23 protein-coding genes are annotated in these 25,418 nt (G+C 57.7%); 17 read left to right on the top strand and 6 right to left on the bottom strand.

The window, feature by feature from the left end:
- Positions 1–7: 7 nt before the first annotated feature.
- From ACG9DO_RS14860 to ACG9DO_RS14835, 6 genes are all read left to right on the top strand, one after another.
- A complete protein-coding gene (locus tag ACG9DO_RS14860) occupies positions 8–748 on the top strand; it encodes an SDR family NAD(P)-dependent oxidoreductase (RefSeq protein WP_394729296.1) in 741 nt (246 codons plus the stop codon).
- The gene (locus ACG9DO_RS14855; protein ID WP_394729294.1) at positions 736–1,767 is read left to right on the top strand and encodes a phosphotransferase family protein; all 1,032 of its coding nucleotides are present in this window, start codon (positions 736–738) and stop codon (positions 1,765–1,767) included. The genes ACG9DO_RS14860 and ACG9DO_RS14855 overlap by 13 nt, the downstream gene beginning before the upstream one ends.
- Positions 1,764–3,401, top strand: coding sequence for a long-chain-fatty-acid--CoA ligase (locus ACG9DO_RS14850; RefSeq protein WP_394729292.1), 1,638 nt, complete (start codon positions 1,764–1,766; stop codon positions 3,399–3,401). The genes ACG9DO_RS14855 and ACG9DO_RS14850 overlap by 4 nt, the downstream gene beginning before the upstream one ends.
- Positions 3,394–4,107: a TetR/AcrR family transcriptional regulator gene (locus ACG9DO_RS14845; RefSeq protein ID WP_394729290.1), complete on the top strand. Its 714-nt coding sequence runs from the start codon at positions 3,394–3,396 to the stop codon at positions 4,105–4,107. The genes ACG9DO_RS14850 and ACG9DO_RS14845 overlap by 8 nt, the downstream gene beginning before the upstream one ends.
- A gap of 352 nt (positions 4,108–4,459) precedes the next feature.
- Positions 4,460–5,635: a CaiB/BaiF CoA transferase family protein gene (locus ACG9DO_RS14840; protein WP_394729288.1), complete on the top strand. Its 1,176-nt coding sequence runs from the start codon at positions 4,460–4,462 to the stop codon at positions 5,633–5,635.
- Entirely contained in the window at positions 5,635–7,311 is a 1,677-nt protein-coding gene (locus tag ACG9DO_RS14835) for a flavin-containing monooxygenase (RefSeq protein ID WP_394729286.1), read from the top strand. The genes ACG9DO_RS14840 and ACG9DO_RS14835 overlap by 1 nt, the downstream gene beginning before the upstream one ends.
- Before the next feature lie 89 nt (positions 7,312–7,400).
- Here the strand turns inward: ACG9DO_RS14835 and ACG9DO_RS14830 are convergent, their stop codons facing one another.
- Positions 7,401–8,069, bottom strand: coding sequence for a TetR/AcrR family transcriptional regulator (locus tag ACG9DO_RS14830; protein ID WP_394729284.1), 669 nt, complete (start codon positions 8,067–8,069; stop codon positions 7,401–7,403).
- Positions 8,070–8,171: 102 nt separating this feature from the next.
- Between ACG9DO_RS14830 and ACG9DO_RS14825 the strand changes: the two genes are divergently transcribed.
- Positions 8,172–8,927 carry an SDR family oxidoreductase gene (locus ACG9DO_RS14825; protein WP_394729282.1) on the top strand — a complete coding sequence of 252 codons (756 nt, stop codon included), beginning with the start codon at positions 8,172–8,174 and terminating at the stop codon, positions 8,925–8,927.
- Between the two features lie 5 nt (positions 8,928–8,932).
- Here the strand turns inward: ACG9DO_RS14825 and ACG9DO_RS14820 are convergent, their stop codons facing one another.
- From ACG9DO_RS14820 to ACG9DO_RS14805, 4 genes are read right to left on the bottom strand one after another with little or no spacing between them, the layout of a single operon-like run.
- A complete protein-coding gene (locus ACG9DO_RS14820) occupies positions 8,933–9,409 on the bottom strand; it encodes a nuclear transport factor 2 family protein (RefSeq protein WP_394729280.1) in 477 nt (158 codons plus the stop codon).
- The gene (locus ACG9DO_RS14815) at positions 9,406–9,726 is read right to left on the bottom strand and encodes a putative quinol monooxygenase (protein WP_394729278.1); all 321 of its coding nucleotides are present in this window, start codon (positions 9,724–9,726) and stop codon (positions 9,406–9,408) included. Before ACG9DO_RS14815 ends, ACG9DO_RS14820 begins: the two co-directional genes overlap by 4 nt.
- Positions 9,713–10,003 carry a putative quinol monooxygenase gene (locus ACG9DO_RS14810; protein ID WP_394729276.1) on the bottom strand — a complete coding sequence of 97 codons (291 nt, stop codon included), beginning with the start codon at positions 10,001–10,003 and terminating at the stop codon, positions 9,713–9,715. Before ACG9DO_RS14810 ends, ACG9DO_RS14815 begins: the two co-directional genes overlap by 14 nt.
- Positions 10,004–10,020: 17 nt before the next feature.
- Positions 10,021–11,373: an SRPBCC family protein gene (locus tag ACG9DO_RS14805; RefSeq protein ID WP_394731284.1), complete on the bottom strand. Its 1,353-nt coding sequence runs from the start codon at positions 11,371–11,373 to the stop codon at positions 10,021–10,023.
- A 71-nt stretch (positions 11,374–11,444) separates the two neighbouring features.
- Here ACG9DO_RS14805 and ACG9DO_RS14800 point away from each other — a divergent pair, with 71 nt between their 5' ends.
- From ACG9DO_RS14800 to ACG9DO_RS14765, 8 genes are read left to right on the top strand one after another with little or no spacing between them, the layout of a single operon-like run.
- The gene (locus ACG9DO_RS14800; protein WP_394729274.1) at positions 11,445–14,009 is read left to right on the top strand and encodes a TonB-dependent receptor; all 2,565 of its coding nucleotides are present in this window, start codon (positions 11,445–11,447) and stop codon (positions 14,007–14,009) included.
- Entirely contained in the window at positions 14,009–15,916 is a 1,908-nt protein-coding gene (locus ACG9DO_RS14795; protein ID WP_394729272.1) for a PQQ-binding-like beta-propeller repeat protein, read from the top strand. The genes ACG9DO_RS14800 and ACG9DO_RS14795 overlap by 1 nt, the downstream gene beginning before the upstream one ends.
- Before the next feature lies 1 nt (position 15,917).
- Positions 15,918–16,247 (top strand): Rieske (2Fe-2S) protein, encoded by a 330-nt coding sequence (locus ACG9DO_RS14790; RefSeq protein WP_394729270.1) that lies wholly within the window; start codon positions 15,918–15,920, stop codon positions 16,245–16,247.
- 16 nt (positions 16,248–16,263) lie between these two features.
- The gene (locus ACG9DO_RS14785; protein ID WP_394729268.1) at positions 16,264–17,940 is read left to right on the top strand and encodes an AMP-binding protein; all 1,677 of its coding nucleotides are present in this window, start codon (positions 16,264–16,266) and stop codon (positions 17,938–17,940) included.
- Between the two features lie 45 nt (positions 17,941–17,985).
- Positions 17,986–18,450, top strand: a complete 465-nt coding sequence (locus ACG9DO_RS14780; RefSeq protein ID WP_394729266.1) for a MaoC family dehydratase N-terminal domain-containing protein — start codon at positions 17,986–17,988, stop codon at positions 18,448–18,450.
- Positions 18,451–18,454: 4 nt separating this feature from the next.
- Complete coding sequence (locus tag ACG9DO_RS14775; protein WP_394729264.1) at positions 18,455–18,871, top strand: acyl dehydratase; 417 nt, start codon at positions 18,455–18,457, stop codon at positions 18,869–18,871.
- 9 nt (positions 18,872–18,880) lie between these two features.
- Positions 18,881–20,053, top strand: coding sequence for a thiolase C-terminal domain-containing protein (locus ACG9DO_RS14770; protein ID WP_394729262.1), 1,173 nt, complete (start codon positions 18,881–18,883; stop codon positions 20,051–20,053).
- On the top strand, positions 20,053–20,478 hold the full coding sequence (locus ACG9DO_RS14765) for a Zn-ribbon domain-containing OB-fold protein (RefSeq protein WP_394729260.1): 426 nt from the start codon (positions 20,053–20,055) through the stop codon (positions 20,476–20,478). The genes ACG9DO_RS14770 and ACG9DO_RS14765 overlap by 1 nt, the downstream gene beginning before the upstream one ends.
- Positions 20,479–20,579: 101 nt before the next feature.
- On the opposite strand, the gene ACG9DO_RS14760 is transcribed toward ACG9DO_RS14765, so the two are convergent.
- Positions 20,580–21,479, bottom strand: a complete 900-nt coding sequence (locus ACG9DO_RS14760; RefSeq protein WP_394729258.1) for a LytTR family DNA-binding domain-containing protein — start codon at positions 21,477–21,479, stop codon at positions 20,580–20,582.
- Between the two features lie 193 nt (positions 21,480–21,672).
- Between ACG9DO_RS14760 and ACG9DO_RS14755 the strand changes: the two genes are divergently transcribed.
- Positions 21,673–23,901: a TonB-dependent receptor gene (locus tag ACG9DO_RS14755; protein ID WP_394729257.1), complete on the top strand. Its 2,229-nt coding sequence runs from the start codon at positions 21,673–21,675 to the stop codon at positions 23,899–23,901.
- A gap of 85 nt (positions 23,902–23,986) precedes the next feature.
- A complete protein-coding gene (locus tag ACG9DO_RS14750) occupies positions 23,987–25,417 on the top strand; it encodes a flavin monoamine oxidase family protein (RefSeq protein ID WP_394729255.1) in 1,431 nt (476 codons plus the stop codon).
- Position 25,418 lies beyond the last annotated feature (1 nt).

Genomic DNA, 25,418 nt, shown 5'->3' with positions numbered 1-25,418 from the left:
GGGAACAATGGAAGTCCAGGATCCCCGGATGCCGCCTCGCCGGTGGGTGGTGACAGGCGCTTCGCGCGGGATCGGCAGATCGATTGCCGAACGCGCGATCGCCTCGGGGGACCGGGTCTGCCTCGTCGCGCGCAATCCCGATATCACCGAGGTTGCGCGCGAACTGGGGGATCGGGCCATGGGTATCGCAGCCGATGTGACGGACCCTGACCAAGTAAGCCGCTGCTGCGAAGCAGTGGCCGGGGCCTGGGGCGGGGTTGACGTACTCGTCAACAATGCCGGGCTGCATCGCGGCGGACTGGTGGATCGGATTGCGCTAGATGATTTTGAAGCAGTCCTGGACACCAATGTCGGCGGTCCGCTCAACACGATCCGCAGTTGCCTGCCTCACTTCCCGGAAACCGGCGGTGCGATAGTCAATATCGGCGCTGTGGTGGGCATGCGCGGGTTTGCCGGCGATGTTGCCTATGGCTCCAGCAAGGCAGCCCTTTCCGGGATGACCCAGGTTCTGGCGGTCGAGCTGGCCCGGCGCGGCATTCGTGTCAATCTCGTCATTCCCGGGTTCGTTTCTACCGAGATGACTGCCGAGATTCCGGAGAAGGCACGCGCCCGGATCATTGAGGACATCCCACTCCGTCGCGAAGGGAGCGCCGAAGAAATCGCTGATGTCGTATTCTGGGTGGCAGGTTCAAGTTACATGACAGGGTCAATCGTAGCGACCGATGGTGGACTGATGTGCAAGCTGTAATCGATCAGGCAGAGCGCTTGGCCGGGTGGGTTGAACGCAAGACTGGTATTCGTGACGTGCGGATCGTCCGCCGGATGACTGGTGGCAACGCAAATGTGACCAGCTTGGTCGACAGCAGCGATGGCAAGCTTGTGCTTCGCCATCCCCCGGCTGAGGCAGTTTCCGATCTGGCTACGGCGGGGATATCTCGCGAATACCGGTTCGTTTCAGCTATTGCCGGAAGAGCGCCGGTTGCGACTCCGGTGTGCTTTTGCGACGATCCGGCGATCCTTGGCGTACCATTCCTGTTGAGCCGTTTTGTTGGTGGAGAAGCGATAACCGACACGCTACCCGAAACATACGCAGACGAGGTTGCGACGATCGATGCAGTCGGTCACGCGCTAATAGATGCGCTTGCCAGCGTCCACACCATCACGCCAGTCCCCGAGGGGCTAGGCCAGATCGAAAAGGCACAGGAATTCGTTACGCGCCAGATCGCGCGTTGGCGCGAAGTGCGACTCCAGCATGCAGTGCGCGAGCTGCCCTTGATCGACTCACTGGGCGCCTGGCTGGCAGAACATGTGCCCACGCCCCAGTCCGTACGGATAGTACATTGCGATTACCATCTCGACAATGTCTTGATGGATCCGGCTCAACCACAGGTCAACGCGATCCTCGACTGGGAAATGGCAACGCTGGCCGATCCGATGGTGGATGTCGGGCTGGTGACCGCAATGTGGAACCGGGACGAAACTCGACCGCGCGGCTTCGGCTTTGTCCAGCAGGTGTCGAATTGCCCTGGTGCGGTTACTGGTGCGCAGCTGGCAGAACGCTGGTCAGCCCGGACTGGGCTTTCGGATGAGCATCTTGCTTACTTCCAGGCCTTTGCCATGTGGCGGCTGGCCGCAATCGTCGAAGGCGCGTTTGTGCTGTATCGGCAAGGTCAGGTCGATGGCGCATACGAACGGGGGCTTGAGCACGACGTGCCTGCTCTCCTCGACGAGGCTGCGCGATTTGCGCGGCAGGCAGGGAAGCCATGATGGAAGCAACGATGATGCACGAGCCGCTGGGCACAGCCTCGATCGTCGCTCATGGCGAGCGCATTCATGCGACCAGCAGGATCGGACTGTTCGATGGCGAACAGGTAAGCTGGCGCAGTTTCCAGGAGACCGCCCAGCGCGCGCGTAAACTAGCGACTGCACTTGAGGCGGCAGGTGTCGACAAGAACAGACGGGTTGCGACGCTGAGCTGGAACGACTTTGCGCATTTCGAAGCCTATCTGGGGGTTCCTGCGATGGGCGCAGTGCTGCACACGCTCAACCTGCGCCTGCACCCTGAACAACTGCAATTCATTATGGCGGACGCGGAAGACGCGTTCCTGATCGCGGATGGCGAGTTGCTCGCCGGATTGATCGAGCAGGTCAATGCACTACCTTTGCTGGAACGGGTAATAGTCACTGGCAAGTGTGACGGGCTCGACGCGCTGGAAAAGCCATGGACGCCTTACGAGGAGTTCATCGCCGGGCATGAACCCATGGCCAGATTCCCGGAGCCTGACGAGACCGCCGCAGCGGCAGTCTGTTACACTTCCGGCACGACCGGCAATCCCAAGGGCGTGGTCTATTCCCACCGCACCATTTTCCTTCACAGCCTGGCATCAATGGCGGCAAATGCGTTTGCCCTCAGCGACCGTGACCGCATTCTTCTGATGCCGCCAATGTTTCACGCCAATGCCTGGGGTCTGCCTTTCTCAGGCTGGCTGGCCGGGGCGGAATTCGTCCTTCCCGGACCGCACCTCCAGCCGGCGGCGATCCGGCAGATGGTACGTCTGAGTGCTCCGACCTTTACCGCGACAGTGCCAACTATCCTCAACGATCTGCTGCAAACTGACGCTGTCGATCCAGTTGACATGTCAAGCTTTCGGGTGATGGTCTCTGGCGGTTCCGCCGTATCGGAGAGCCTGATCCGCAAGGTCGAGGAGCGCTGGGGCATTCCGCTCATTCAGGGATGGGGAATGACGGAAACGAGTCCGCTGTGTGTGCTCTCGCACCCAGCCGCCGATACAAAGGGAGAAGAGGCTCATCGCCTCCAAGCCAAGAGCGGCCGTCCGGTGGCGGGCGTGCGCGTCAGGCTGGTCGATGATCAGGGTGTTCCCGTGGCCGAGGACGGCAAGTCAGTCGGACGCCTTCAGCTGAAGGGTGCCTGGATCGCCCGTGGGTATCATCGCGGCGTCGGAGCTGAAGTGCTGACCGAAGATGGCTGGCTCGATACAGGCGATGCCGGGACGATTGATGCGCGCGGATATGTGCAGGTGACTGACCGCCTCAAGGATTTGATTAAGTCGGGCGGCGAATGGATTCCTTCGGCAGAGCTTGAGAATACGATTGTCGGCTTGCCTGGCATAGAACTCGCCGCGGTCATTGGCGTGTCAGATCCGCGATGGGAGGAACGCCCCCTTGCAATAGTTACAACGAGTGACCGCGCAGCGCCTGACTTTGCACGATTGCGCAAAGCTTTGCGTGGCCGGGTTGCGCGGTTCTGGATACCTGAATACTGGACCCACGCACAGTCACTGCCTTTGACTGGGGTAGGCAAGATTGACAAACAGGCATTGAGGGCATCGGTTGCCCGAGGCGAGATGCCGTTTGAAAAGGTCGATGAAGTTCATGAGTAAATCGCTGCCCAAACATGAAAAGGCATCGCTTCGAACGGTCGCAGACGTTCCAGCGATCGAGCCGGTGCGCAAGCGCTCGCGACCGCGCAGCCGACGGCGCACACAGGCGGAGAGAACCGCCGAATCCGATGCGCTTATGTTTGAAGCAGCGAAGCAATTGATCATCGAGCAAGGCACTCATGCGACAACGCTGAAGGCGGTGGGCGAGCGCGCTGGATATTCTCGCGGGCTTGCCTCGAACCGCTTCGGCTCAAAGGATGCCCTGTTCGGTCAACTCGTCTTGCGGTTTAACACCAACTGGACTCAGGAGCTTGCGAACAAGGTAGGCGAGCGTACCGGTGCGCAGGCGTGTCTTGCTGCGCTGGACGCGGTAGAAGACTTCTTGCTTAACCACTCGGAATACATGCAGGCCATGTATATTCTGTGGTTTGAATCGATCAGTTCTCACAATGACGTGCGCAGCCATCTTGCTGCATATCACGAAATCTATCGCCGCGATGTCGCGCATTGGGTTAGCGACGGCATCGCAAACGGCGAAATTGACGCGGCAATCGACGCAGAATCCTATGCGGTACAGTTCTGCAGCTTCATTTTCGGCACGATTTACCAATGGCTTGTCGCCCCTGGCAGCATCGATCTGCCGCGCCAGTTTGAAGCCTATCGTCGTGCCACTGCTGACGCCTTTGGCGTGACAACTGAGGTTTAGACAAGAATAACATAAGCATCTGAATAACATTATGTTTTTTGATGCTATTTATACTTGCACTAACATTTGCTAGACGCTAACAAATAACATTGCGACGCTTGTAGAGCGTTGCGGGAGATAAGTTGCAAACAAGCAGATCTGGATGCGGAGATAGGGCGCGTGATGACGTGCGATATAACCTGGAACTGGCCGATCGGAACGCGGCCTCTCAGCTTCGGTAAAACTGGCTCGACTGGTTTACCTTCGCATGATGAGCGACGGGTCTGCGTCTCGTGAACACGACGTTACCTCTTTCAATCGGCGCGACAAGCCACTGGCCCGCCATGAGCCAAAATGCAGGGCGCTTCAGGAAATGAGCCGTTCAGACGCCAATCATAGCGAATTGATGCGGCCTCCTCTTGAAGGGGTACGCATTATCGAGCTCGCCGGTATTGGCCCGGCACCATTTTGCGGAATGATGCTCGCTGATCACGGGGCCGAAGTTATACGCATTGATCGGCCCGGCGGCAGCGATCCGCTGGCGCAAGATCAAGGGCGTGATATTCTGTTGCGGTCCAGGCGCTCCATTACGCTTGACCTCAAGCAGCCTGAATCGGTTGAAATCGTTGCCAAGCTTGCGGAATCTGCCGACGCAGTGATCGAAGGGTTCCGGCCAGGTGTGACCGAACGCCTGGGGCTTGGCCCGGATGTATTGATGAAGCGCAATCCCGCGCTGGTCTACGCTCGAATGACCGGGTGGGGCCAGACCGGCCCATTGTCCGACAAAGCCGGGCATGACCTGAATTACATTTCACTCAATGGCTGCCTTGCAGCGATTGGGCCGGAAGGCCAACCTCCCGTCCCTCCGCTCAACCTGATCGGTGATTATGGGGGCGGGGGCATGCTGCTGGCATTCGGTCTTGTCACCGCGCTGCTGGCCGCGCGCGAAACCGGCCGAGGCAGGATTATCGACTGCAGCATGGCCGATGGTGCGGCGGCGATGATGGCAGGCATGTGGTCGCTCAAGCATAATGGCACATGGGGTGGTGAGCGTGGGCGCAACCTGCTGGACGGCGGCGCGCCTTTCTACAGCTGCTACACCTGCTCCGATGGCACTTTCATTGCGATCGGCGCGATTGAGGTGAAGTTCTATGTGCGCCTCCTGGATGCGCTCGGGCTTGGCGACGACCCGCTATTTGCGAACCAGTTCGACCAAGCGCAGTGGCCTGCGATGAAGGCCCGCCTTGCGGAAATCTTTGCCTCAGCCCCGCGCGCAACCTGGACCAAACGGCTGCAGGACCGTGACTGCTGCTACAGTGAAGTGCTGACCATGGACGAGGCGCCCGCGCACGAACACAACCGAAAGCGCGAAAGCTATATAGAGAGCAATGGTTACATCCAACCGCGCCCTGCACCGCGTTTTGTCGGCACAAAAACCGTCGAACCGACAATGTGGCAGCGCGATTCTCACCGTGAAGCGATCCTGCGCGAAGTCAGTCGCTCTGGAAGCGAAACCGGCTTGCGCGAAGAAATGAAGGAGTACGAGTGATGAGCACTGCAACGGACAACACTGACGTCGCAACCGAGAAGCAGAGCGACAAAAAGAGCGCGTTCGACTTTGACGTGATCGGCATTGGTGCCGGTTTCGCAGGCCTTGCTCTGATCCACCATCTGCGTGAACGAGGCTTGTCGGTTCGTATTTTCGACAAGGCCTCGGACATTGGCGGAACCTGGACTTGGAACCGTTATCCCGGCGCTGCGACCGACAGTGAAAGCTATTACTATTGCCTCACCTTCTCCAAGGAATTGCTTCAGAAATGGTCCTGGACGAAGCGCTATCCCGGGTGGGAAGAAACCCTCAGCTACTTCCACTTCATCGCTGACGAATGCGACATGTGGCCCAACATCCAGCTGAACACGGAAATCGTGGAAGCCGAATATGTCGCCGATCGCGGCTGCTGGAAGGTGACCACCGCAGACGGTCAGAACTACACCAGCAAGTATCTAGTCAGCACGATGGGCATGATCTCGGAACCGATGATCCCCAAAATCAAAGGCATGGACCGGTTCACGGGACCGCTGTTCCATTCGTCCCGCTGGCCAAAGGAAGGCCTGGACTATGCCGGCAAGCGCATCGGGATCATTGGTGCCGGCGCAACGACAGTCCAGATGCTCCCTGTGGTTGCGCAAACGGCAGCCAGTGTGACTGTGTTCCAGCGCACTCCAAACTACATCCTTCCAGCGATGCAGAAACCGATGACGCCGGAATGGGAAAAGGAGATCAAAGACAATTACGATGCGATCGTAGCGAAATGCCGCAATCATATGTTCGGCATGGCATTCGACAGCCCGGTCGGCCGCAACGCAGTTGATACACCGCCCGAAGAGCGGCAACGCATCTTCGAGGAAAACTGGACCGGCAGCTTCCGCTGGGTGTTCGAGACCTTCGACGACTTGCTGGTAAACCCCGATGCCAACCGGATGGCGGCTGAATTCATCACTTCGAAGATGAAGGAGCGCGTCAACGACCCTGAGACCGCGGAACTGCTGGCGCCCAGCTTTGACGACTATCCGCTTTTTGCCAAGCGACCCCCGCTCGATCATGGCTATCTTGAGGCCTACAACCGCGACAATGTTCACTTGGTCGACATCAAGGATCGCGAACCGCTGGTGGAGATCACGGAAACTGGAATCCGCACGACCAAGAACGATTACGAATTCGACATCATCGTGCTCGCAACGGGCTTCAAGGCATACACTGGAGCGCTTGAAGCCTTCCCGATCCGCGGCATTACCGGACAGTCGCTGAACGAGAAATGGGGCACCGCTTCGGAATGTATAATGGGCGTTTGCGTGGCAGACTTCCCCAATCTGTTCGTCGTAACGGGTCCTCAGGCACCCTTCGCCAACTTGCCGACTTCTATCGAGCAAAACGTGATCTGGATCACTCGCTGCATCGATAAGATGGAAAGCGAAGGTTATGACGTGTTCAAACCGCGCAAGGAAGCCGAGCGCGATTGGACCGCCCATACCGCAGAAATCCATGCTCAGACTCTGATGGCGGAGGGAGACAAGGTGAACTCGTGGATGATGGGAGCCAATCGCGATGACAAGCCACCGCGCGTCTTGATCTACTTCGGTGGCGCGAACGCCTATTACGACCTGCTCGATCAATCCGCGGATGCAGGCTTTCCCGAATTGGAATTCGAAAAGCTGGAAAGCTAGAATCGCCTAGTCTTCGCCGCGGGTGTGGCGCAGTGGCCTCAGGCCCTCGCAAGCTCGCAAGCTCGCAGCTTGGGCCGGAGAGCGACCGTTTAATTATCCTTTTTACGAACAGGTCGCAGATCGAGGATGACCTTTTCCAGATGATCGATCACGAGGTTGGTTACGCCTTCATCGATGCCATGGGTCAGCCGGTTGATTGCCATGCCTTCTAGCGTACTTTGAGTCAGCGCCAGGGCAATCTCGAAAGCATTGGGATCATCGCTCCATTCCGGGAACAGCTCAATTGCCAGATCATGCCAGCGCTCGCGGAACTCGAGCCTGACGGGCTCGAGGATAGCCGCGAGTTGCTTGTCCGTTCGCGAGGCGATTGCGAGTTCCTGGAATGCGATGAAATTGGGCCGGGTAAGCTGATCCCAATAGGCATGAAGGAGCGTGTGAGCATTATGATCCAGCGTGCCGGCCGCGCGACGGAATGCTCGGAGTTGTTTGTGATGTAGCTCAACCAATGTCGCCTGCATCAATTGCCGGCCATTCTCGAAATGATGCAGCATCGCACCACGCGACAACCCTGCTTCTTCTGCAACCTTGGGGGTGGTAGTTTTTGAATAACCGAATTTCACAAGGCAGCGGATAGTGGCTTCAATCAAGCGCGCACGGGTCCTAGCGCTCTTGAGTGCCTGGGCGGTAGGTTCGATGAGCGGCCGGGCACTGGCGTGGAGCTCAACCTTGCTGCGCTGCGATGCCGGACTGCGTGACATGGTTTGGGTCCTGAATAAAATAAGCAGGCGTGCTTGCTTTTAATGCAGCCTTATCTTGTGCAGAAAGAGCTAGTCAAACGAATCAGTCGGAGAACTACCAAAATGGGCAAACTGGAAGGCAAGATCGCGCTTGTCACAGGCGGGGGGTCAGGGCTTGGCAAGGCGGATTGCCAGCGTCTCGCGGAAGAAGGCGCGCTGGTTTATGTGACTGATGTGAATGCTGACGCTGCTACCGCCGTGGCAGCAGAGATCGGAGGTGCTGCCGTTGCCTTGAGACACGATGTCTCGTCCGAAGCCGACTGGCAAGCCGTTTATGGACGGATCGCACGTGACCATGCCCGCCTTGATATCCTTGTCAACAATGCCGGAATTGTTGTCGTCGCGGACCCTGAAGCAACCACGGTCGAGCAGTTTGATCGGGTCATGGACGTCATGTGCAAGGGCGTCTTTCTTGGCTGCAAGCTTGGCCTGCCGCTGCTGGCGAAGTCGGAAAATGGCTCGATCATAAACATGTGCTCGACCGCCAGCCATTTTGGCTATGCGCCGTTTTTCGCTTATTCCGCAGCCAAGGGCGCAGTGCGATCGATGAGTAAATCGATTGCGGTGCATTGTCAGGACCAGGGTTACAAAGTGCGCTGCAACACTTTGCACCCCTCATCGATCGAAACACCCTTGATTCAAAGTGCGGAAGGCCGAGCTGGGGAGGAGCACGAAGTTCCTGAAGGTATCTTGCCCCCCGGCGCAACAGGAGCCCCCAATGACGTCGCAAACCTTATCGTCTATCTCTGTAGCGACGAAGCGCGCTTCCTGACTGGCGGCGAATACCTGGTCGACAACGGCCTCAGCATCCGGCCGTGAACCGATCAAGGCCTCCTGATCGTCGGCAGGGCGGCCATGTATTCATCCGCGGGTAAAGAATAAAGGAAATGCAGCACGCGATCGGCGAAGTGCCAGGCGCTTTCCTCGCGGACATATTTGTCATGATAGCGCATCGCGTAGATAATCGGCTGGCCTTTCCAGACAACCTCTGCATGGCTAGAGACCACGCCGCTTGCCGCATCGGGATCAGTCGGATCGAGTTCGATCCAGTGGTCATGCGTAACATGGAAGCCAAACCCGAGGTCCGCGAACCGCACGCGGAATTGTTCGCATACCGCCGCGCGTCCATGCGCATCCATTACCCCGTCGGCTGAGCGAAATCGCCCATCGCTCGCGAAAAGTTCGCCGATGTTGGCGAGGTCATGATCGTCGATATGGACCGTATAGCGGGCCTGTAGTTGCGCGATCGCCAGCCGGTCCTCCAACTGGCGCATGCGCCGCGCTAGCTCGGTTTCCTTCACGAGTGGGAGCGCAGGAAAGTCAGTTGCATGTCTTCGGCGAGGCAATCGATGATCGGTGGTACTAGCCGGTCGTGGAAATCGATTTGCATATGATGGTCGAGGGCCGTTTCGTCTTTGAACGTTGCAATGCAGTAGAACAGGTTCTCGTCCTCTTCGGACTGCATCACCTCGTATACCCACGCATCGGGTTCGTGCTGGTGAACCAGCGCCTTGAGCTCAGTCTGGAGCACGATAAAATCGGCGCGCTTTTCGGGCTTGGTGCGCAGAGTGGCGATAAACGATTTACCCGGCGCGCCTCCGCGTTCAGCCTTTGACATCGTAGAGATACTCCCTGTGATAGGTGCCGTCGATGCAGTCGATCATCCGCGCGATGATCGGCGCGCTGGCCGGATTTTCCTGGTGGGCACGATCTGCCGCTTCGTCTGTAAAGCTTTCGAAGACCGCAAAGGCATTGGGCTCTTCAAGGCGATAGAATTTGTATTGCAGCGTGTCGGCCTCAATGGCGGCATTCGCTTCCATCGCATCGATCAGCTCGACAAATTCGGCCTCGGTGCCCGGCTTGATCTTGAACCGGGATAGGAACGTGGTCGGCATCGTGAACTCCTGCTCTGTTATTTCTCGCCGTTGATGTAGCGATCGAGTTCGACATGGAAGTGGCGCAGCCGGGCCTCCTGTTCGCTCCACAGTGGACCTGCGAAGCCGCGCGAGCGCGCACCCTTCTGCACGATCGGCAACAACTCGCTGTCCTGGTCGAGAACTTCACCCAGTTCAGGCGGCTCGCCGAGCGGTGTGTGGACGATATTCGGCCGGATCATCCCGGTTGGGTCGGCGTCTTCTGACAATCCCATCCAGGCTGGAACGTTGTAGCCCGGTATGTCTTCCGGCTTAAACAGGATGATTGTCTCATAAGTAAACTGCTCGGGGTCGGTCGGATGCGGCATGAAGCGATGGATGAACACGGCTTCTGGGTGACAACCGATCTGGATATTCGGGAAGAGACCGTAGATGGTCGAATCGCTTAGCTGGGTATCGCTGAATTTCTCATAGCCGAGGTTGTAGCTGACCGAACGTTCGCGCTTGGCCTGCTGGATGGCGGCACGGCTTTCCTGGGCGGTACCGGTGAAGGTCTCGGGATCGATACCTGCATCTGCCAGCATCATCTTGATCCCGGCGTTGACAGTTTCCTGATCGGGAAAACGAGGGCTTGGCTGGGCAAAGGGGACGAACTGGCGGCTCATCCCGTTGGGAAAGAGATCAATCTGCGTGCGGTCATCCATAACCGCCTGAGTCTGCGGATGAACCGAATGCAGATGGTAGATCTCGTAAAATGCGTCTACGCCGCCTTTCCAGTTGGCAGCCCAGTCTGATCGCTTGTGCTGCACCACATGCATCTTTCCGATGTCGTAGAGCGCAAGATGTTCTGCCACTTCACCGAGATAATCAGCCAGCGGCATGACATTATCGTTCATCGAAATGAAGATCAGGCCCGCGATGGTTTCACAGCGAACCTGCTTCATGTCGGTACCATGGCACAGCACGTTGGGATGGAATGTTTCAGCATCGGTGACGGAAATGTTCTTTCCATCCAGACCGAATTTCCAGCTGTGGAAGGGGCAAGTGAAATTGTCCGCTGAACCGAAGTCATCGAGCGCGACTTGGCTGCCGCGGTGCGGACAAACATTGTAAAAGGCGCGCACGCTGTCGTCGCCCTGTCGCGCAACCACAAAGGATTCGGTGCCGATGTCGAACCGCAGCCAGTCCCCCTCGTCCGGAATGTCGCATTCGACGCCCGCAAGGAGCCAGGTCTTGGTGAAGACCCGTTCCCATTCCGCGTCCCAGAATTCGCGGGAATAGTAGCGTGCCGGATCGGGTCGCGCAGTCCCGTTATCGGGCCGCGGGCGCTCGGCATTGAAAGGATGGGAATCACCATTGTGGATATCCCAGTTGCGGAAATCGAAGCTCATCCTCGTCATTCTCCCGTGCCAGCCTGTCCGACTGTTACAGCAATGCCATTGCCGATAAATAAAAAACAAGCATGATTGATTGTGATATTTTGCTGTGGCAGGAAGACGGAGTCAAATGGGAAGGGGCCTTTGCCTCGATCCCGAAAAAAACGTGGGAGAAATCTATGTCCAAGTGCGTGCTTAAATGCGGCGTTGCCTTCGCTGCGCTGTCTCTCGGCATCATCCCAGTGGTGGGATATGCGCAGGATACCTCGGATGCGGCGGAAGCTGCGGCTGAAGATGAGGACCAGGGTATTGGTACGATCCTCGTCACTGCGACCCGGCGCGAGACCGACCTGCAGCGCACACCGGTCTCGGTTTCGGCGATTGACCAGACCCTGATCCAGCAAGCCAGCGTGGATACGATTGGAGGGTTGGCGGCCTTTTCACCCAACTTCTCAGCAGAAACCATCACTGGCTTCAACGCCGCAAGCTTCGCAATGCGCGGGGTCGGGCAGAACAATATCATCGTCTATTACGAGCCGCCGGTGGTGGTGCTGGTCGATGACTTCGTCATGCCCTCTGTCCAGACTCAGTTGCTGGATACTTTCGACGTTGCCCAGGTCGAAGTTCTGCGCGGTCCGCAAGGTACGCTGTTTGGCAAGAACTCGACCGGCGGCGCGGTGACTGTTCGGACCAAGCGGCCAGAACTGAACCTCATCGGCGTTGATGGGCAGTTCAGCTATGGCGATTTCGGCACCGTGGCGGTCAAGAGCGCTGTCAATATCCCGCTCGGCGACATCGCAGCACTCCGTCTGGTCGGTGGATACGAAAAGACCGACGGCTATTATCGCAACGGCGCTTGCTATGGCCCGGTTAACAATCTGTCCGGCATTCCTTCTCAGTGGGACGGGGTCCAAGGTTGCCTTGATGGACAGCGCGTTGGCGGCAAGGATGTCTGGAATGCCCGCGCAAAGCTGCTGGTCGAACCGAGCGACAATATTAGTGCGCTGTTCCAATACGAATGGCTGCGCGACCGGTCGGGCACGGTTCCCTCGGTCAATGAAAATGACCGTTATACCGGGAATGTCGGCTTCCTGACGGATTTCCTTGGGCTTAATGTCCCAAACCTCAACAGCAATGACCCGCTTGACAATGCGGGCATTACCCTACGCGGCGATGCCTTCCTCGCACGCAAGCAGAGGATCAATGTCGATGGCCTCTATGCCAATATCGACATCGATACTGAGCTTGGCACTATCAGCTCCGTTTCAGGCTGGCGAAAGCAGTCATCACGCCTGCCCAATTCCTATGCCGGTGTTACGGCTATTGGCACAACGGGACAGCCTCTCTCGGTATTCGACGCGAGTCGCGACGATGACCGCAAGACCTATCAACAGGAAATCCGCTTCGCCAGTGATCTTGGCGGGCCATTCGATTTCGTGGCCGGAGGCTTTTACCAGAACGACAAGGTGGACTTCTGTGTGTCACAGATTCTGGGGTTCCTTGACGTTGTATCTGGACCGCTGCCGTTCGGCGCTTGGAACGATACACCGTACATCCTTTGCAACGCGCAAAAGGCCGAATCGAAGGCTCTGTTTGCTGAAGGAACCTTCGAAATTTCGACCGGCCTGACGCTGACCGCCGGCCTGCGCCAAACATGGGACGACAAGATCTGGCGCGGTCGTCAGCAAACCTTCATTCCCGCTCTGGAAGGCGGTTTCGACTTCGGCATCACGATTGATGAGCCGCTGGATGCAAGCGTCTACAATTTTCCGGCTGGCGTGGTGCGGGTGGAGGACAAGTCCGACCAGCTAACTTATCGGATCAGCCTCGGCTACGAGGTGAATCCTGACCTGTTCTTATTCGCCACGCATGCCACCGGGTACAAAGGGGGCGGTTTCAACGACCAGATTGGCGGGTTTGCGCCTTACGGGACCGACCTTGACTTCTTTGCCAGCGATGCTCGCGCAACCGACCCGGAAAAGGCAAAGAGTTTCGAGGCGGGGGTGAAAGCAGGCCTGATGGATAATCGCATTCGGGCCAATTTGACCGGCTTTTACGTGGAATATTCGGATCTCCAGAAGCAGCTCAATGTGCCGATCGTGGTGAACGGTTCGCCTAACCAGGTCACGCTGTTCTTCAACGCGGCATCGGCGACGGTGAAGGGGGTCGAAGCGGAGTTGACGGCCAAGCCGGTCGACAACCTGACCCTGCGCGGTGTGCTGGGCTACCAAGATGGCGAGTACGATGAATATGACGCGCCGAACGCCGGCTATGATCTATCGACTGCACCGCTTGATCGCGCACCAAAGTGGCAGTGGACCCTGGATGGTACTTACGTCCTTCCGGTCGGCTCCGATTGGGAAATTGCTGTCAATGGCAATGTCGCTTACCAGAGCCGTAACCTGTTCACGCAGGCGATCGACGATCCGCTGGGCAACACTTTCCTCGATGCTCGCACCCTGGTGAACGGTTCTATCACGCTGAAGCACGCGGATGACGATTATTATATCCGACTGGTCGGACAAAACCTTACAGATCAGCGCTATCGCACTGCGTCGCAGAACGTAGCTGGCCTGTGGCTCAACAGCCAATTTGGTCCGCCGCGCTATTTCGGTGTGGAGGTCGGCGTAAGCTTCGGGTCCGGCACCTAATGCTGCGCGCACTCCGGGTCGCGGCGCTGGCATGGGCGGGACTTCTCGTCGCTTGCCAGCCCGCCGGGGAGAAAGAGGGTGACGCAGGGGCGGGTTCCGAAGCAACGCGCGTCAATTCGACCGACGACTTCGTCACGCGGATTGGTACGCCGATCGATCCTGACACGCATCCGGGCAAGGCGCTATTTTATGAAAACTGCGCAGGTTGCCATAGCGGAGCCGTGCCCAAGGCACCCGCCATCGTCTGGCTGGAAATGCTCGAACCGGATATGGTGCTTGATGCCCTGAACAACGGGATAATGAAGCAGCAGGCAGCTCATCTCTCGCCAACACAGCGACAGGAGATTGCCGAGTATCTCGCACGGGTCGAGCTGGACGATTACCAGCCACCGGCACCGCCGCCGACTTGCACCGGAGATGCCGCGCGCTTCGCCGGGCCGCCGCCGGCCGCAGTTGGATGGGGCCATGATACCGGGCGTTTCGTGCCGGCTGAGAACGGTGGCCTCAACGCCGCTGACCTCAAAGGACTGAAGCTCAAATGGGCATTTGCCTATCCCGGCGCAAATCGAGCCAGGTCGCAGCCAACAATAGGGTGGAACACGATCTTCGTCGGCAGCCAGTCGGGCAAGGTCTACGCCTTTGATCTTGCCACTGGCTGCGCCAAATGGACATTCCGCGCGAGTGCGGAAGTGCGCAATGCAATCGTGGCTGATGCCAAGAGCAAGCGTCTTTATTTCGGCGACATTCTCGGCCGGGTCTATGCGCTGGACGCAATGACCGGGAAGCAGGTGTGGCAGGTCAAGGCGGATGATCATCCCAATGCCACGATTACCGGAACGCCGGCGCTTGGCGGAGGAGTACTCGCGGTGCCAATTTCATCGCTGGAGGTGACTTCGGCAGCCGACCCCAAATACGACTGTTGTTCGTTCCGCGGCGCGGTGCTCGCGCTTGATCCGGCTACAGGCAAGCGCCTGTGGAAGACCTACACCGTTCCCGCCGAGCCGCGCGAACAGGGGCGCACCAGCGTCGGTGCAAAGATCCTCGGACCTTCGGGCGCACCGGTTTGGGGAAGCCCCGCCTATGACGCGAAGCGCGACCGCTTCTACTTCGGCTCAGGCGAGAACTACTCCTCGCCCGCCGACGAAAACAGTGATGCCCTGTTCGCGATTGACGCGAGAACGGGCCGCAAGCTGTGGCAAGTACAGTTTACGAAGAACGACGCTTGGAATGTGGGCTGCATGATCGGTAATGAAAACTGCCCGAAAGAAAACGGACCCGATCTCGATCTCGCGGCATCGCCTATCCTCGTACCGATCGGGGATGGCAAGGACATTGTCGTAGTCGGCCAGAAATCGGGCGTTGCCTACGGGGTCGATCCCGACACCGGCAAGATCGTCTGGGACCGCCGACTTGGCCATGGCGGCACGCAGGGCGGCGTTCATTTCGGCATGGCCCGCGAAGGAGTGAGCATCTACGTGCCGATTGTCGACATGGTCGACACTTATGACGATCGAACCTACGACGCCAAGCTCAACGGCGCAGGCATCCATGCGATCGAAGCGGCCACGGGCAAGGTCATCTGGCGTAACAAGGCGAAGGACAATTGCGGTGGCCGGCCTTATTGCGATCCGGGCGTTTCGGCTGCAGCGACGGCCATTCCAGGAGCTGTCCTCGCTGGTCATCTTGATGGTATGTTGCGTGGTTATGATCGCAAGACCGGCAAAATACTTTGGTCTTACGACACCACCAAACCGGTCAAGACTATCACGGGCGTGACAGCTCGGGGCGGTGGGATGAGCGGCCCGGGTCCGGCCGCATACAATGGCCATCTCGTCGTCAACAGCGGTTATGGGCTCTACTTTCACATGCCCGGGAACGTGTTGTTGGTATTCGAGAAGTCGCGCTGACATGGCCTTGGAGATTATTGCCAAGCTAGGGGATGTGCCGCAGAAGGGGACCCTGCCGATTGAGCATGGTGGCGAGCAAATCGTGTTGGTGCGCAGCGATATGGGCGTGTTCGCCGTGGAGAACCAGTGCAGCCATGCCTACCAGGAGTTGCACGGGGGCAAGGTCAAGCAGGTGTTCCTTTTCTGCCCCCTTCATGGAGTGCGGTTTGACCTGCGCAACGGCTGTCCCAGCGGCAATCTGACCGACAAGCCGATCAAAGCGTGGCACTGTGAAGTTCAGGGCGAGAACATCGCTATCGACCTCCAGCGCCGGCTCGACCCAGGGTCTTGAACCACAAGGTATGAGAATGGGAGAACTATCGAATGAAGCATCAGGACAGGCCGGCACGATGAACGGCGAGGTCTTTACGATCGGCAAGATGCTGCGCGAAGGTGCGCGGATGCACGGCAATGATGATGCGCTTGTTTTCCCCGAGAGTAGGTTGACCCACGCAGGCCTCTATAACGCCGCAATGGGTTGGGCTCGCGCACTCGCCGCGCTGGGCGTGAAGCGCGGGGAGCATGTCGGCCTCCTGCTACCGACCTGCCCAGAATTCGTTGAGATCTTTTTCGGCTGCGCGCTGATCGGCGCGGTCGCGGTTCCGGTTAACGCCCGCTACCAGCCGGGCGAACTTGCCTATCTGGTCAAGGACGCGGCGCTGGTTGTGCTGGTGACCACCGGCAAGGTCGCGAACTCGGTTGATTTCGGCGAGCGATTGGCCAAGGCTCTGCCTTCGTTAGCAAATGCTGGTAATGCTCAAGCCATCGCGCTGCCTGAGGCACCGGAATTGCGCCAGGTGATCTGTCTGGAAGAGAATTGCGCGTCCCCCCTGCTTGCGCGCAGCCGCGCCATGGCTTTGGGTGAAAGGGTGCCGCAAAGTAAGGTCGAAGCCATCACTGAGGCGGTCGCTCCTGGTGATGTTGGGCTGATCCTCTACACCTCAGGCACGACCTCTAATCCAAAGGGCTGCATGATCAGCAACCGCGCGATGGTCGGCAACAGCCGCAACCTTGGCAAACGTTATCAGGTAATCGCCAGCGACCGGGTTTGGTCGCCGCTGCCAATCTATCATATCGCCGGAATCCTTCCCATGATGATGGTCATCGATTCCGGCGGCGCTTATCTCACCGTTCCTTACTTCGATGCCGGGACGGCACTTGCTATGCTGGAACGTGAACGCGCGACGGTGGCTTATCCCGCCTTCGTGACTATCATGCAGGACCTGATCACGCATGAAAGCTTTGCGAAGACCGATCTTTCGAACATGCGGCTGATGAACAGCAACTTCGCCGTCCAGCCCGAGTGGATCAAGCATGCGATGGTCAAAGCAATGCCGTCGATCATCCATGTCGGCACCTATGGCCTGACGGAAGGGGCAGGCACGATTTGCACCAGTCGGCCTGACGACAGTTTCGAATTGCGCACAACCCGTCTCGGCGTTCCGCTAGACGAATGGGAAGTTCGGATTGTCGATCCGGAAACTGGGCAGGAATGCGCAACTGGCGAGAAAGGCGAGATCTGCGCGCGGGGCCCCAATATGCTACTTGGGTATTACAACGCGCCGGAGAAAACTGCGGAATCGATCCGCGATGGCTGGCTCCATACCGGCGATATCGGCTCCTTCGACGAACATGGCACGATCATGTTCCATGGCCGCACAAAGGACATGCTCAAGGTCGGAGGCGAGAATGTCGCGGCAGCCGAGATCGAAAGCGCGCTGCAAACCCACGAAGCGGTCAAGCTTGCCCAGGTTGTTGGTATTCCCGACGCACGCTATGTTGAAGTACCGGCGGCCTTCATTGAACTTGCCCCCGGGGGCCAAGTCACCCAGGAAGAGCTGATCGAACACTGCCGCGGGCAGATCGCCAATTTCAAGCTTCCGCGCCACGTGCGTTTCGTGGATAGCTGGCCGATGTCAACTTCCAAGATCCAGAAATTCCGACTGCGCGAGGAATTGGTCCAGGAACTCGGGGCGGAGGCGTGAGTCTGCTCTTGCGAAGTAAGGTCACGGCCGAGAAGGAGAACTGATTTGCAAATATCAAGCGGCCTTCTGACTGATGAATTGCTGTCTCATATTGGCCGGACGTCTGCGCCGCGGATCGAAATAGCCTCGCGCCGAGAAATTCGGAAGTATTCCATCGCCACAGGTTGGAAGAAAAAGGAATATCTTGATGGAGACGTAGCGCCGCCCTTGTTCCATGTCGCCTTATTCTGGGACATCGTCGAACTTGACGAATTGAGCCCTGATGGCGTTTCAATCGATCGGCTGCTGCCAAAGTTCCCACTGGAGAAGGCCATGGCCGGCGGCCTGAGCATCGATTACTTCCGGCCGATCATGGCCGGCGACGTACTGGTCGCCACCCGAACCTTGACAAACATCTACGAGAAAGCTGGCTCTCAGGGGCCGATTATTTTCTATGAAGTTGTTATGCGGGTCGAAACCGAGGCTGGCGAACTTGTCCTTACTGAAAAAACAACCCGGCTTTTGAGATAATGCTATGTCCAAGATAACCACAGCGAAGCCGGACGATGTCTTGCCAGGCCGCGCCTATCGCCCTGATAATGTTCAGAATTTCATGTACAGCGCAGCTCTATGGAATGCCCATCGCATCCATTTCGATATGCCCTACGCCACTGAAGTCGAAGGCTATCCCGGCATCGTGGTGTCAGGGCCGATGCTTGGCGACTGGCTTACCCAGTGTGTCATAGAATGGCTCGACGGCAAGGGCCGGATGACGCATCTTGAATACTCGAACCGCAAGGCCGCCTTTATCGGTGAGACGGTCACGTCGGGCGGCCGTGTGATTTCGGTGGATCACGAAAACAATTCCGCCGAAGTTGAGCTTTTCATCAAGAATGAAGCTGGCGAGGTGATTGTCCCTGGCACAGCCGTCGTTGCCTTCGGCAATGACTGATCGGAAGTAATGTTGGACAGCTTGCGCGGAAAAGTTGCCATTGTTGGGGCTGCAGATACCGAGGTGGGGAATCTCCCCCAGTTCAGTCCCACCGGACTGTGCATTAATGCCGCGCGCCGCGCCATGGCAGATGCGCAAATCACCAAGGACAAGATCGACGGGCTCATCACCTGCAATTCGATGGCCGAACCTTATATGTATCACGCAGAGGCAATGGCTGAGTATCTGCAGATATTTCCGCGTTATTGCATCGGCGTGAACGCTGGCGGCAGCACCACCTTTTCCGTCCTGCACCATGCCGCAGCCGCGATCGTCAGCGGCATGTGCACTACCGTCCTGATTACAATGGCGGATAGTTTGCGCAGCGGCCTGACACGCGACCAGGCGATGAAGATGCAGTCGTCAGCCGGTCATTCTCAGTTCGAAATTCCGTTCGGCCCGACAGTCCCGGCCTTTTATGCCCTCATTGCTCGCGCCCACATGGACAAGTATGGCACCACCGCTGAACAGTTCGCGGCCATCGCCGTCGCCTGCCGCAATCATGCCTGCCTCAATCCGGCGGCTGAAATGCGCACACCGATCACCGTCGAGGATGTGATCAATTCGCGGATGATTGCTGATCCCTTGCACCTGCTTGATTGCTCGCTGGTATCGGACGGTGGTTCTGCGATTATCATGACCTCGGCGGAAAGAGCGGCAGATTTCCCGCACGATCCTGTCTATATCCTGGGCTTTGGCGAAGGTCATGGCCATGAACATATTAGCCAAGCTCAAAGCCTTACCACGTCTTTTGCTGTCGAATCGGGCCGCCGGGCCTATGCCATGGCCGGGCTTGGGCCGCGCGATATGGACTTTGCGCAACTTTACGATTGTTTCACGCCCACGGTGCTGGTGGAACTTGAAGACCTTGGCTTTTGCGAGAAAGGCGAGGGTGGCGCGTTTGTTGCAGACGGCAACATTGAGCTGGGCGGCATTTTGCCGGTCAATACCCATGGGGGTCTTTTATCCCATTGCCATCCGGGCAATCCTGGGTCGATGTTCGCGCTAACTGAGACGGTGACGCAGCTTCGCGGCAAGGCCGGCAGGCGTCAGGTTGAGGATGCCCAAGTCGGACTCGTGCACGGCCAGGGAGGCATTATGTCAAGCCACACTACAGCTATCCTCGGCAGGGAGCGCCACTGATGGAGCGACAGGTGGAAAAATTCCTTCCTCGCCCCACCCCGGAATCCGCACCCTTTTGGGAAGGGTGCCAGGAGCACAAGCTCTTGCTCCAATACTGCATGGCCTGTTCCACCTATCAATTCTATCCGCGTGTGATTTGTGCGAACTGCATGTCAGAACAGATTGAGTGGCGCGAAGCGAGCGGGCGCGGAACCGTGGAAAGCTATACGATCGTGACGCGCGCCGTTTCGGAGGCTTATGCCGCCGATGTCCCCTATGTCATCGCCCTTATCATTCTCGCAGAGGGCCCCCGCATGATGAGCAATGTCATCGGTTGCGATGTCGACAGTGTCCAAAGCGGCATGGCCGTTGAAGTGGTTTATGAACCATGGTCTGCTGACATCACAATGCCGAAGTTCCGGCCCGTCGCGGGTGGAGGCGAGTAGGCGTAAGACTGACAAATCCTTATCGTCCGACATCCACAATCAGAATGGGGAACAGACCGCGCGCGCGTCCAGTCCATCGAACCAAAAAATCGCGCGCAAAACTAGTCAAACTGCTCCTTCGCTTCACGTGCATAAGTCCGACTGACTGGGACCTCCAATCCGCTCTCCATTATCACAAACATGCGGTCACCCTCTCGTGCGAGGCGCTCGACAAACTTCTTGTTGACCCACCATGACCTATGAACTTGTACGCCCATATCGTCTTCGATCTCAGCGATCGCATCGCCGAAACGATAAAGGATCGTTTTCTGTCCGGTCTTTGCGTGTATCTTGATATAGTGTTGCTGCGCCTCGATCGCTTCAATGGTATCGATCGAACCTAATCGGGCACGTGCGAGGAAGTTGGGAGGCGCCCTTTCTTCGCTGTCTGAAGCGGCGGTTCGCGACCATTTGCTGCTTACAAGGCCGGGTGGGGCATCATAGCCGAACCGGGGTATCCCGAACACCTTCCAAGCGAGCATATTGAGCAACAACCAGGTAACAATAGTTGGGAGCCCGGTTTGGATGGTTGTCGCCATAGTAAATTCGACCACGCGCCCGCCCGTCGCGCTTGCTGGTAACAGCTTGTCAAACAGCGGCACCACAAACCGGACATAGGCCTTGATGACTTCTCCCGCAGCAAGCACGCCTGCAACAAGCAAGACCCACAGGGGCATCCTGAGCGCTCGCGCGATGCGCGCGAGCAGGTGGCAGGCAAGTCCAGAGGACCACATCACGATTAGCGCCAGCGGCAGATAGTAGGCTATCCGGAAGCCCAGCGGCCAGCCGCTCGTCCGCCCCGATCCCTGCATCGCAGAAATAAACCCTGCGAACAGGGGAAACAGCACATAGAGCAAGAGCGCAAACTGTGTGCGCCTTGAAGTCAGAAATTCGCGCAAGCCGGAGATTGAGCCATCCTCAACTTCCTCACCATTTCTCCATTCGCGTTTTCCAGCGGTCATTCGTGCTTCCCGAATGGCATAAGTGAACAATTCTCCCCCGGACCGGGAAATTTGGCTCGCTCCTCGGGGACGATTGCTGAAAGCTCTGTTTGTTCTGCACTCGGGCTATGGGTTTGGCAAGTGAGGCTTTGATTTGGCCACATCCATTCCGGGTCGCCAGAGGAATACGATCCAGATTACGGGGAATGGAAAAATGGGGAAGATCACTGCCTGCCGCTCGCGCCTGAATGGCGCTGTCGCTTTAGCTGCCATAGCTATCATGTCCGGCACACCTGCCCTTGCGCAGGATGAGGCCGAGGATAATGAAGAGAGCTACACCGGCAATCAGATTATTGTGACAGCATCAGGCCGCGAACAGACTCTGCAGGACACTCCGATTTCGATCTCCGCATTTAGCGAGGAACAAATCGACCGCTACGCGATCGAGAATTTCGAAGATCTCGCAAAGCGTACGCCGGGTCTTAATTGGTCGAGCGTTTCAACACTGACCGACACCAATCCCAGTATCCGTGGTGTCGGCACGGCGCGTGCCGCAGGCATTCCCTCGGTCGGCGTCTTCATTGACGGGATCGACATCGGAAACGGCACATTCGGCAATGTTCCGACTTTCGATCTGCAACGCGTTGAAGTTGTCCGCGGGCCGCAGTCTGCGTTGTTCGGCCGCGGTGTGCTGGCTGGTGCCGTCAACTACATCACGCGGCGTCCATCCTTCACTGAAGCGAGCGGGATGGTACAAGCTTCCATCGCTGAGGGCGGCGAATACGTCTTTCAGGGTCGTGTAGAGACACCGATCTCCGACGTCTTCGCGGTCTCAGTTGCCGGACGCTACACGGACCTTGACGGTTTCTTCGAAAACACCGCATCGGGCAAGACCATCGGCGGACGAGAATCATACCTGATCGACGGCTCTGCACGCCTTCAATTTGGTGGTGAAGGGCAAGGCGAAGCTTACCTGCGCCTGAGCTACACCGACGAAGTTCAGGAACAGGCAGATTGGCATCAGGTCCCATCCAATTCCACAAGTCCGAGGTGGTTCATCGGTGAGGTTGAGTTCGATCCATCACTGGTCGCGAACAATGGGGATGACTACGCGGGCATCGACCGGCAGTTTTTCCGCGCAAGCCTTCATCTCGATTATGAGTTCGGTTTCGCTACGCTCACTTCGCGCACGTCGCTGGCAGATTATGATTTCCTGATCGACCAGGACTTTGATTTCACGGCTCAGCCCGACTTGCCACTGGGCGCGAGCCTGTTCGGCAACTTCCGCTTCCTCGACACGCAGGATATCAGCGATTTCAGCCAGGAAGTGCGACTGACCGGCGATACAGGCAGTGGTTTTAAGTGGATCTTGGGCGGATATTACCGCACCGAAGACACCGACGAGGAAAACTTCAGCTTCACCGGAGCAAGCGGCAGCGCAACACCGGATCCGGTAAATCCCAACCTGCTTGGCCGCGATCTCGAAACAATCGCGATCTTCGGTAGTCTCACCGCAGAACTCAGCGATGCCTTCGCCATAACAGGCGAGCTGCGGTGGGCGCAGGATTCAGTGACTGAAGTCTCGCAGCCCCGCACAGCCGCCACAGCACAGGAATTCTCAGCAAAGTTTGACAATATCCTGCCGCGCGTGATTGCCGAACTGCGCCCCAGCGATGACGTGCTGGTTTACGCAAGCGCTGCCAAGGGTAACAAGCCGGGCGGGTTCAACAACTCGCCGGGCGCTGGCTTTGCACCCGTTCCGCTTGAACTTCGGGCGTTCGACGAGGAAATCGCCTGGAATTACGAGCTTGGCGCGAAGCTGCAATTGCTCGACAACCGCGTAACGCTCAACGGCGCGGTGTTCTATATCGACTGGACGGATATCCAGGTTAATTCGCAAATCGTCATTGACGGGCGTTCGGTTGGGTACACCGCCAACGCCAACAGCGCGGATTCGCTCGGCTTCGAAGTCGAATTCAGCGCAGAGCCGAGCGACAGTCTCACTGTCTATGGCGGGCTTTCCTATTCGCCAATCCGAATCAAGGATTACGTCGACCGGCGTGTTGCGACGGCGGGGATCACGACAGACGGCAGCGACCAGCTTGGCAATACGCCTGACTGGACCGGGAACATCGGCGTCGAGTTCCGCCAGCCGATATCCGACGATTGGGACTTCTTCTGGCAAACCGACGCGAGCTATAATTCCACTATGTATGCGTCAGTGGCCAACCTGGCTGAGACTGGCGACAAGACCATCGTCGACATGTATGTCGGCTTTGGCAGCGAAGCTATCGAGTTCACGATCTTCGCCAACAATCTGTTCGACAACAAGACCCCCTCGAATGTTGCGCCATTCGTCAACCCGACGACCTTTGCCCGGACCTTCATCGTTCAAGCACCCCGGCCGCAGCAGTTCGGCGCCCGGGTCAAGTTCAGCTTCTGATTTGCGCGTGGCCAACATGATCTCCCTCATGTCGTCTCGGCGTTCTTTCCTTGTCGGCGCATCCTCATTAACCGCCGCCACGGCTTTGCCGAGACCCGCCCGCGCAAGTCAGAAGTTCGATGTGATTGTCATTGGAGCCGGGCTTTCCGGCCTCCATGCGGCAAACCTCCTCCATGACCAGGGTTACAAGGTGAAAGTCCTCGAAGGGAAGTCGCGCGTCGGAGGCCGGGTCGAAACGGCCTATGGGCTGGAGACCCGGCCCGAGCTTGGAGCGAGCCAGATCGGCAGGGCCTATGCCCGAGTGATCGCGGCATGTGACCGGTTCGGCCTCACTCTGATCCCTGAGGATCGCGATCTGCTGACATTCTGTTCGAACCTTGACGGACAGTGGATTAAAGCAGACCAATGGCAATCATCGCCCCTCAATCCTTTTTCACAGGGCGACCGCGACATCCCGCCGCTCATGGCGGGACCGCGCCTGCTCGACAGGCTCAATCCGCTTGAGGAACTGACTGACTGGCTTGATCCCAAATTCGCGCATCTCGACATTTCAGCGCGGCAATTGTTCGAACAGCATGGCTATTCTGAAGAGGTCATTCGCCTCGCCGGGCTGAATGTCCTCGCAAATGACATCGATTCCGCATCATGTCTCACCATGATGCAGGAACAGCATCGCGGGCGCTGGAGTATCAAGAATTTTTCGAATGCCGATGCCGTGACAGACGCGCCTTATGGGTTTCAGGAGATTGGCGAGTCCGCACCTGAAAACCTGGCGATCATAAGCAATATCAAAGAAGGTGCTGAAGCACTGCCCAAAGCGATGGCAGCCCATCTTGATGAGGGATCGATCGAACTCAACAAGATCGTCATGAAGATTGATATGTTCGGACCAGTGGCTGAGGTGCAGACGCTAGACGGCGCAAAATATCAGGCCGACTTCGTGATATCGGCAGTCCCATTCACGACGCTGCGGCGGATCGGGATTGAACCAGGATTGCCGCCAATCCAGGCAAAGGCTGTTCACGAGCTAGGCTACAGCAACACCAGCCGCGCCCATTTGGTGATCAGGGAGCCGTTCTGGAAAGAAGACGGGCTTGACCCGTCATTCTTCTCGGACGGGGCGATCAAGATGTTCTGGGCAGTCGATAATCATACTGGCGAAGGCGAGCATGTTGGCTATCTTGTCATGACAGGCGATTCAGCTTCGCGAATGGACATGATGCCCCGCGAAGATGCGAGCCGTTTCCTGATGGAAGAGCTTGCACGAGTGCGCCCTGCCTCTGCTGGCAAGGTTGAACTGCTGACCTACAAATCATGGGAAAATGATCCCCTCATCCGCGGTGTGCGGCACAGCTTTGCTCCGGGACAGGTAACCGCGTTCGCCAATGAAATGATCCAGCCTCATGGCAGGCTGCATTTTGCCGGTGAGCATACCCGCCGGACTGAGCTTGGTATGGAAGCCGCAATGGAGAGCGGGGAGCGCGTAGCTATCGAGATCATCAGCGCCAGCAGCTAGG

It is taken from the genome of Altererythrobacter sp. GH1-8 (assembly GCF_043702085.1).
GTDB lineage: Bacteria > Pseudomonadota > Alphaproteobacteria > Sphingomonadales > Sphingomonadaceae > Erythrobacter.
The sequence above is the reverse complement of the archived record's forward strand: the minus strand, read 5'-3'. Positions and strand labels throughout refer to the sequence as shown.

Excerpts from the sequence above, each read along its gene's own strand:
- ACG9DO_RS14860 (WP_394729296.1), top strand. The coding sequence starts at position 8 with ATGGAAGTCCAGGATCCCCGGATGCCGCCTCGCCGGTGGGTGGTGACA.
- ACG9DO_RS14850 (WP_394729292.1), top strand. The coding sequence starts at position 1,764 with ATGATGGAAGCAACGATGATGCACGAGCCGCTGGGCACAGCCTCGATC.
- ACG9DO_RS14845 (WP_394729290.1), top strand. The coding sequence starts at position 3,394 with ATGAGTAAATCGCTGCCCAAACATGAAAAGGCATCGCTTCGAACGGTC.
- ACG9DO_RS14840 (WP_394729288.1), top strand. The coding sequence starts at position 4,460 with ATGAGCCGTTCAGACGCCAATCATAGCGAATTGATGCGGCCTCCTCTT.
- ACG9DO_RS14835 (WP_394729286.1), top strand. The coding sequence starts at position 5,635 with ATGAGCACTGCAACGGACAACACTGACGTCGCAACCGAGAAGCAGAGC.
- ACG9DO_RS14830 (WP_394729284.1), bottom strand. The coding sequence starts at position 8,069 with ATGTCACGCAGTCCGGCATCGCAGCGCAGCAAGGTTGAGCTCCACGCC.
- ACG9DO_RS14825 (WP_394729282.1), top strand. The coding sequence starts at position 8,172 with ATGGGCAAACTGGAAGGCAAGATCGCGCTTGTCACAGGCGGGGGGTCA.
- ACG9DO_RS14815 (WP_394729278.1), bottom strand. The coding sequence starts at position 9,726 with ATGTCAAAGGCTGAACGCGGAGGCGCGCCGGGTAAATCGTTTATCGCC.
- ACG9DO_RS14810 (WP_394729276.1), bottom strand. The coding sequence starts at position 10,003 with ATGCCGACCACGTTCCTATCCCGGTTCAAGATCAAGCCGGGCACCGAG.
- ACG9DO_RS14805 (WP_394731284.1), bottom strand. The coding sequence starts at position 11,373 with ATGAGCTTCGATTTCCGCAACTGGGATATCCACAATGGTGATTCCCAT.
- ACG9DO_RS14800 (WP_394729274.1), top strand. The coding sequence starts at position 11,445 with ATGATTGATTGTGATATTTTGCTGTGGCAGGAAGACGGAGTCAAATGG.
- ACG9DO_RS14795 (WP_394729272.1), top strand. The coding sequence starts at position 14,009 with ATGCTGCGCGCACTCCGGGTCGCGGCGCTGGCATGGGCGGGACTTCTC.
- ACG9DO_RS14790 (WP_394729270.1), top strand. The coding sequence starts at position 15,918 with ATGGCCTTGGAGATTATTGCCAAGCTAGGGGATGTGCCGCAGAAGGGG.
- ACG9DO_RS14785 (WP_394729268.1), top strand. The coding sequence starts at position 16,264 with ATGGGAGAACTATCGAATGAAGCATCAGGACAGGCCGGCACGATGAAC.
- ACG9DO_RS14775 (WP_394729264.1), top strand. The coding sequence starts at position 18,455 with ATGTCCAAGATAACCACAGCGAAGCCGGACGATGTCTTGCCAGGCCGC.
- ACG9DO_RS14770 (WP_394729262.1), top strand. The coding sequence starts at position 18,881 with ATGTTGGACAGCTTGCGCGGAAAAGTTGCCATTGTTGGGGCTGCAGAT.
- ACG9DO_RS14765 (WP_394729260.1), top strand. The coding sequence starts at position 20,053 with ATGGAGCGACAGGTGGAAAAATTCCTTCCTCGCCCCACCCCGGAATCC.
- ACG9DO_RS14760 (WP_394729258.1), bottom strand. The coding sequence starts at position 21,479 with ATGACCGCTGGAAAACGCGAATGGAGAAATGGTGAGGAAGTTGAGGAT.
- ACG9DO_RS14755 (WP_394729257.1), top strand. The coding sequence starts at position 21,673 with ATGGGGAAGATCACTGCCTGCCGCTCGCGCCTGAATGGCGCTGTCGCT.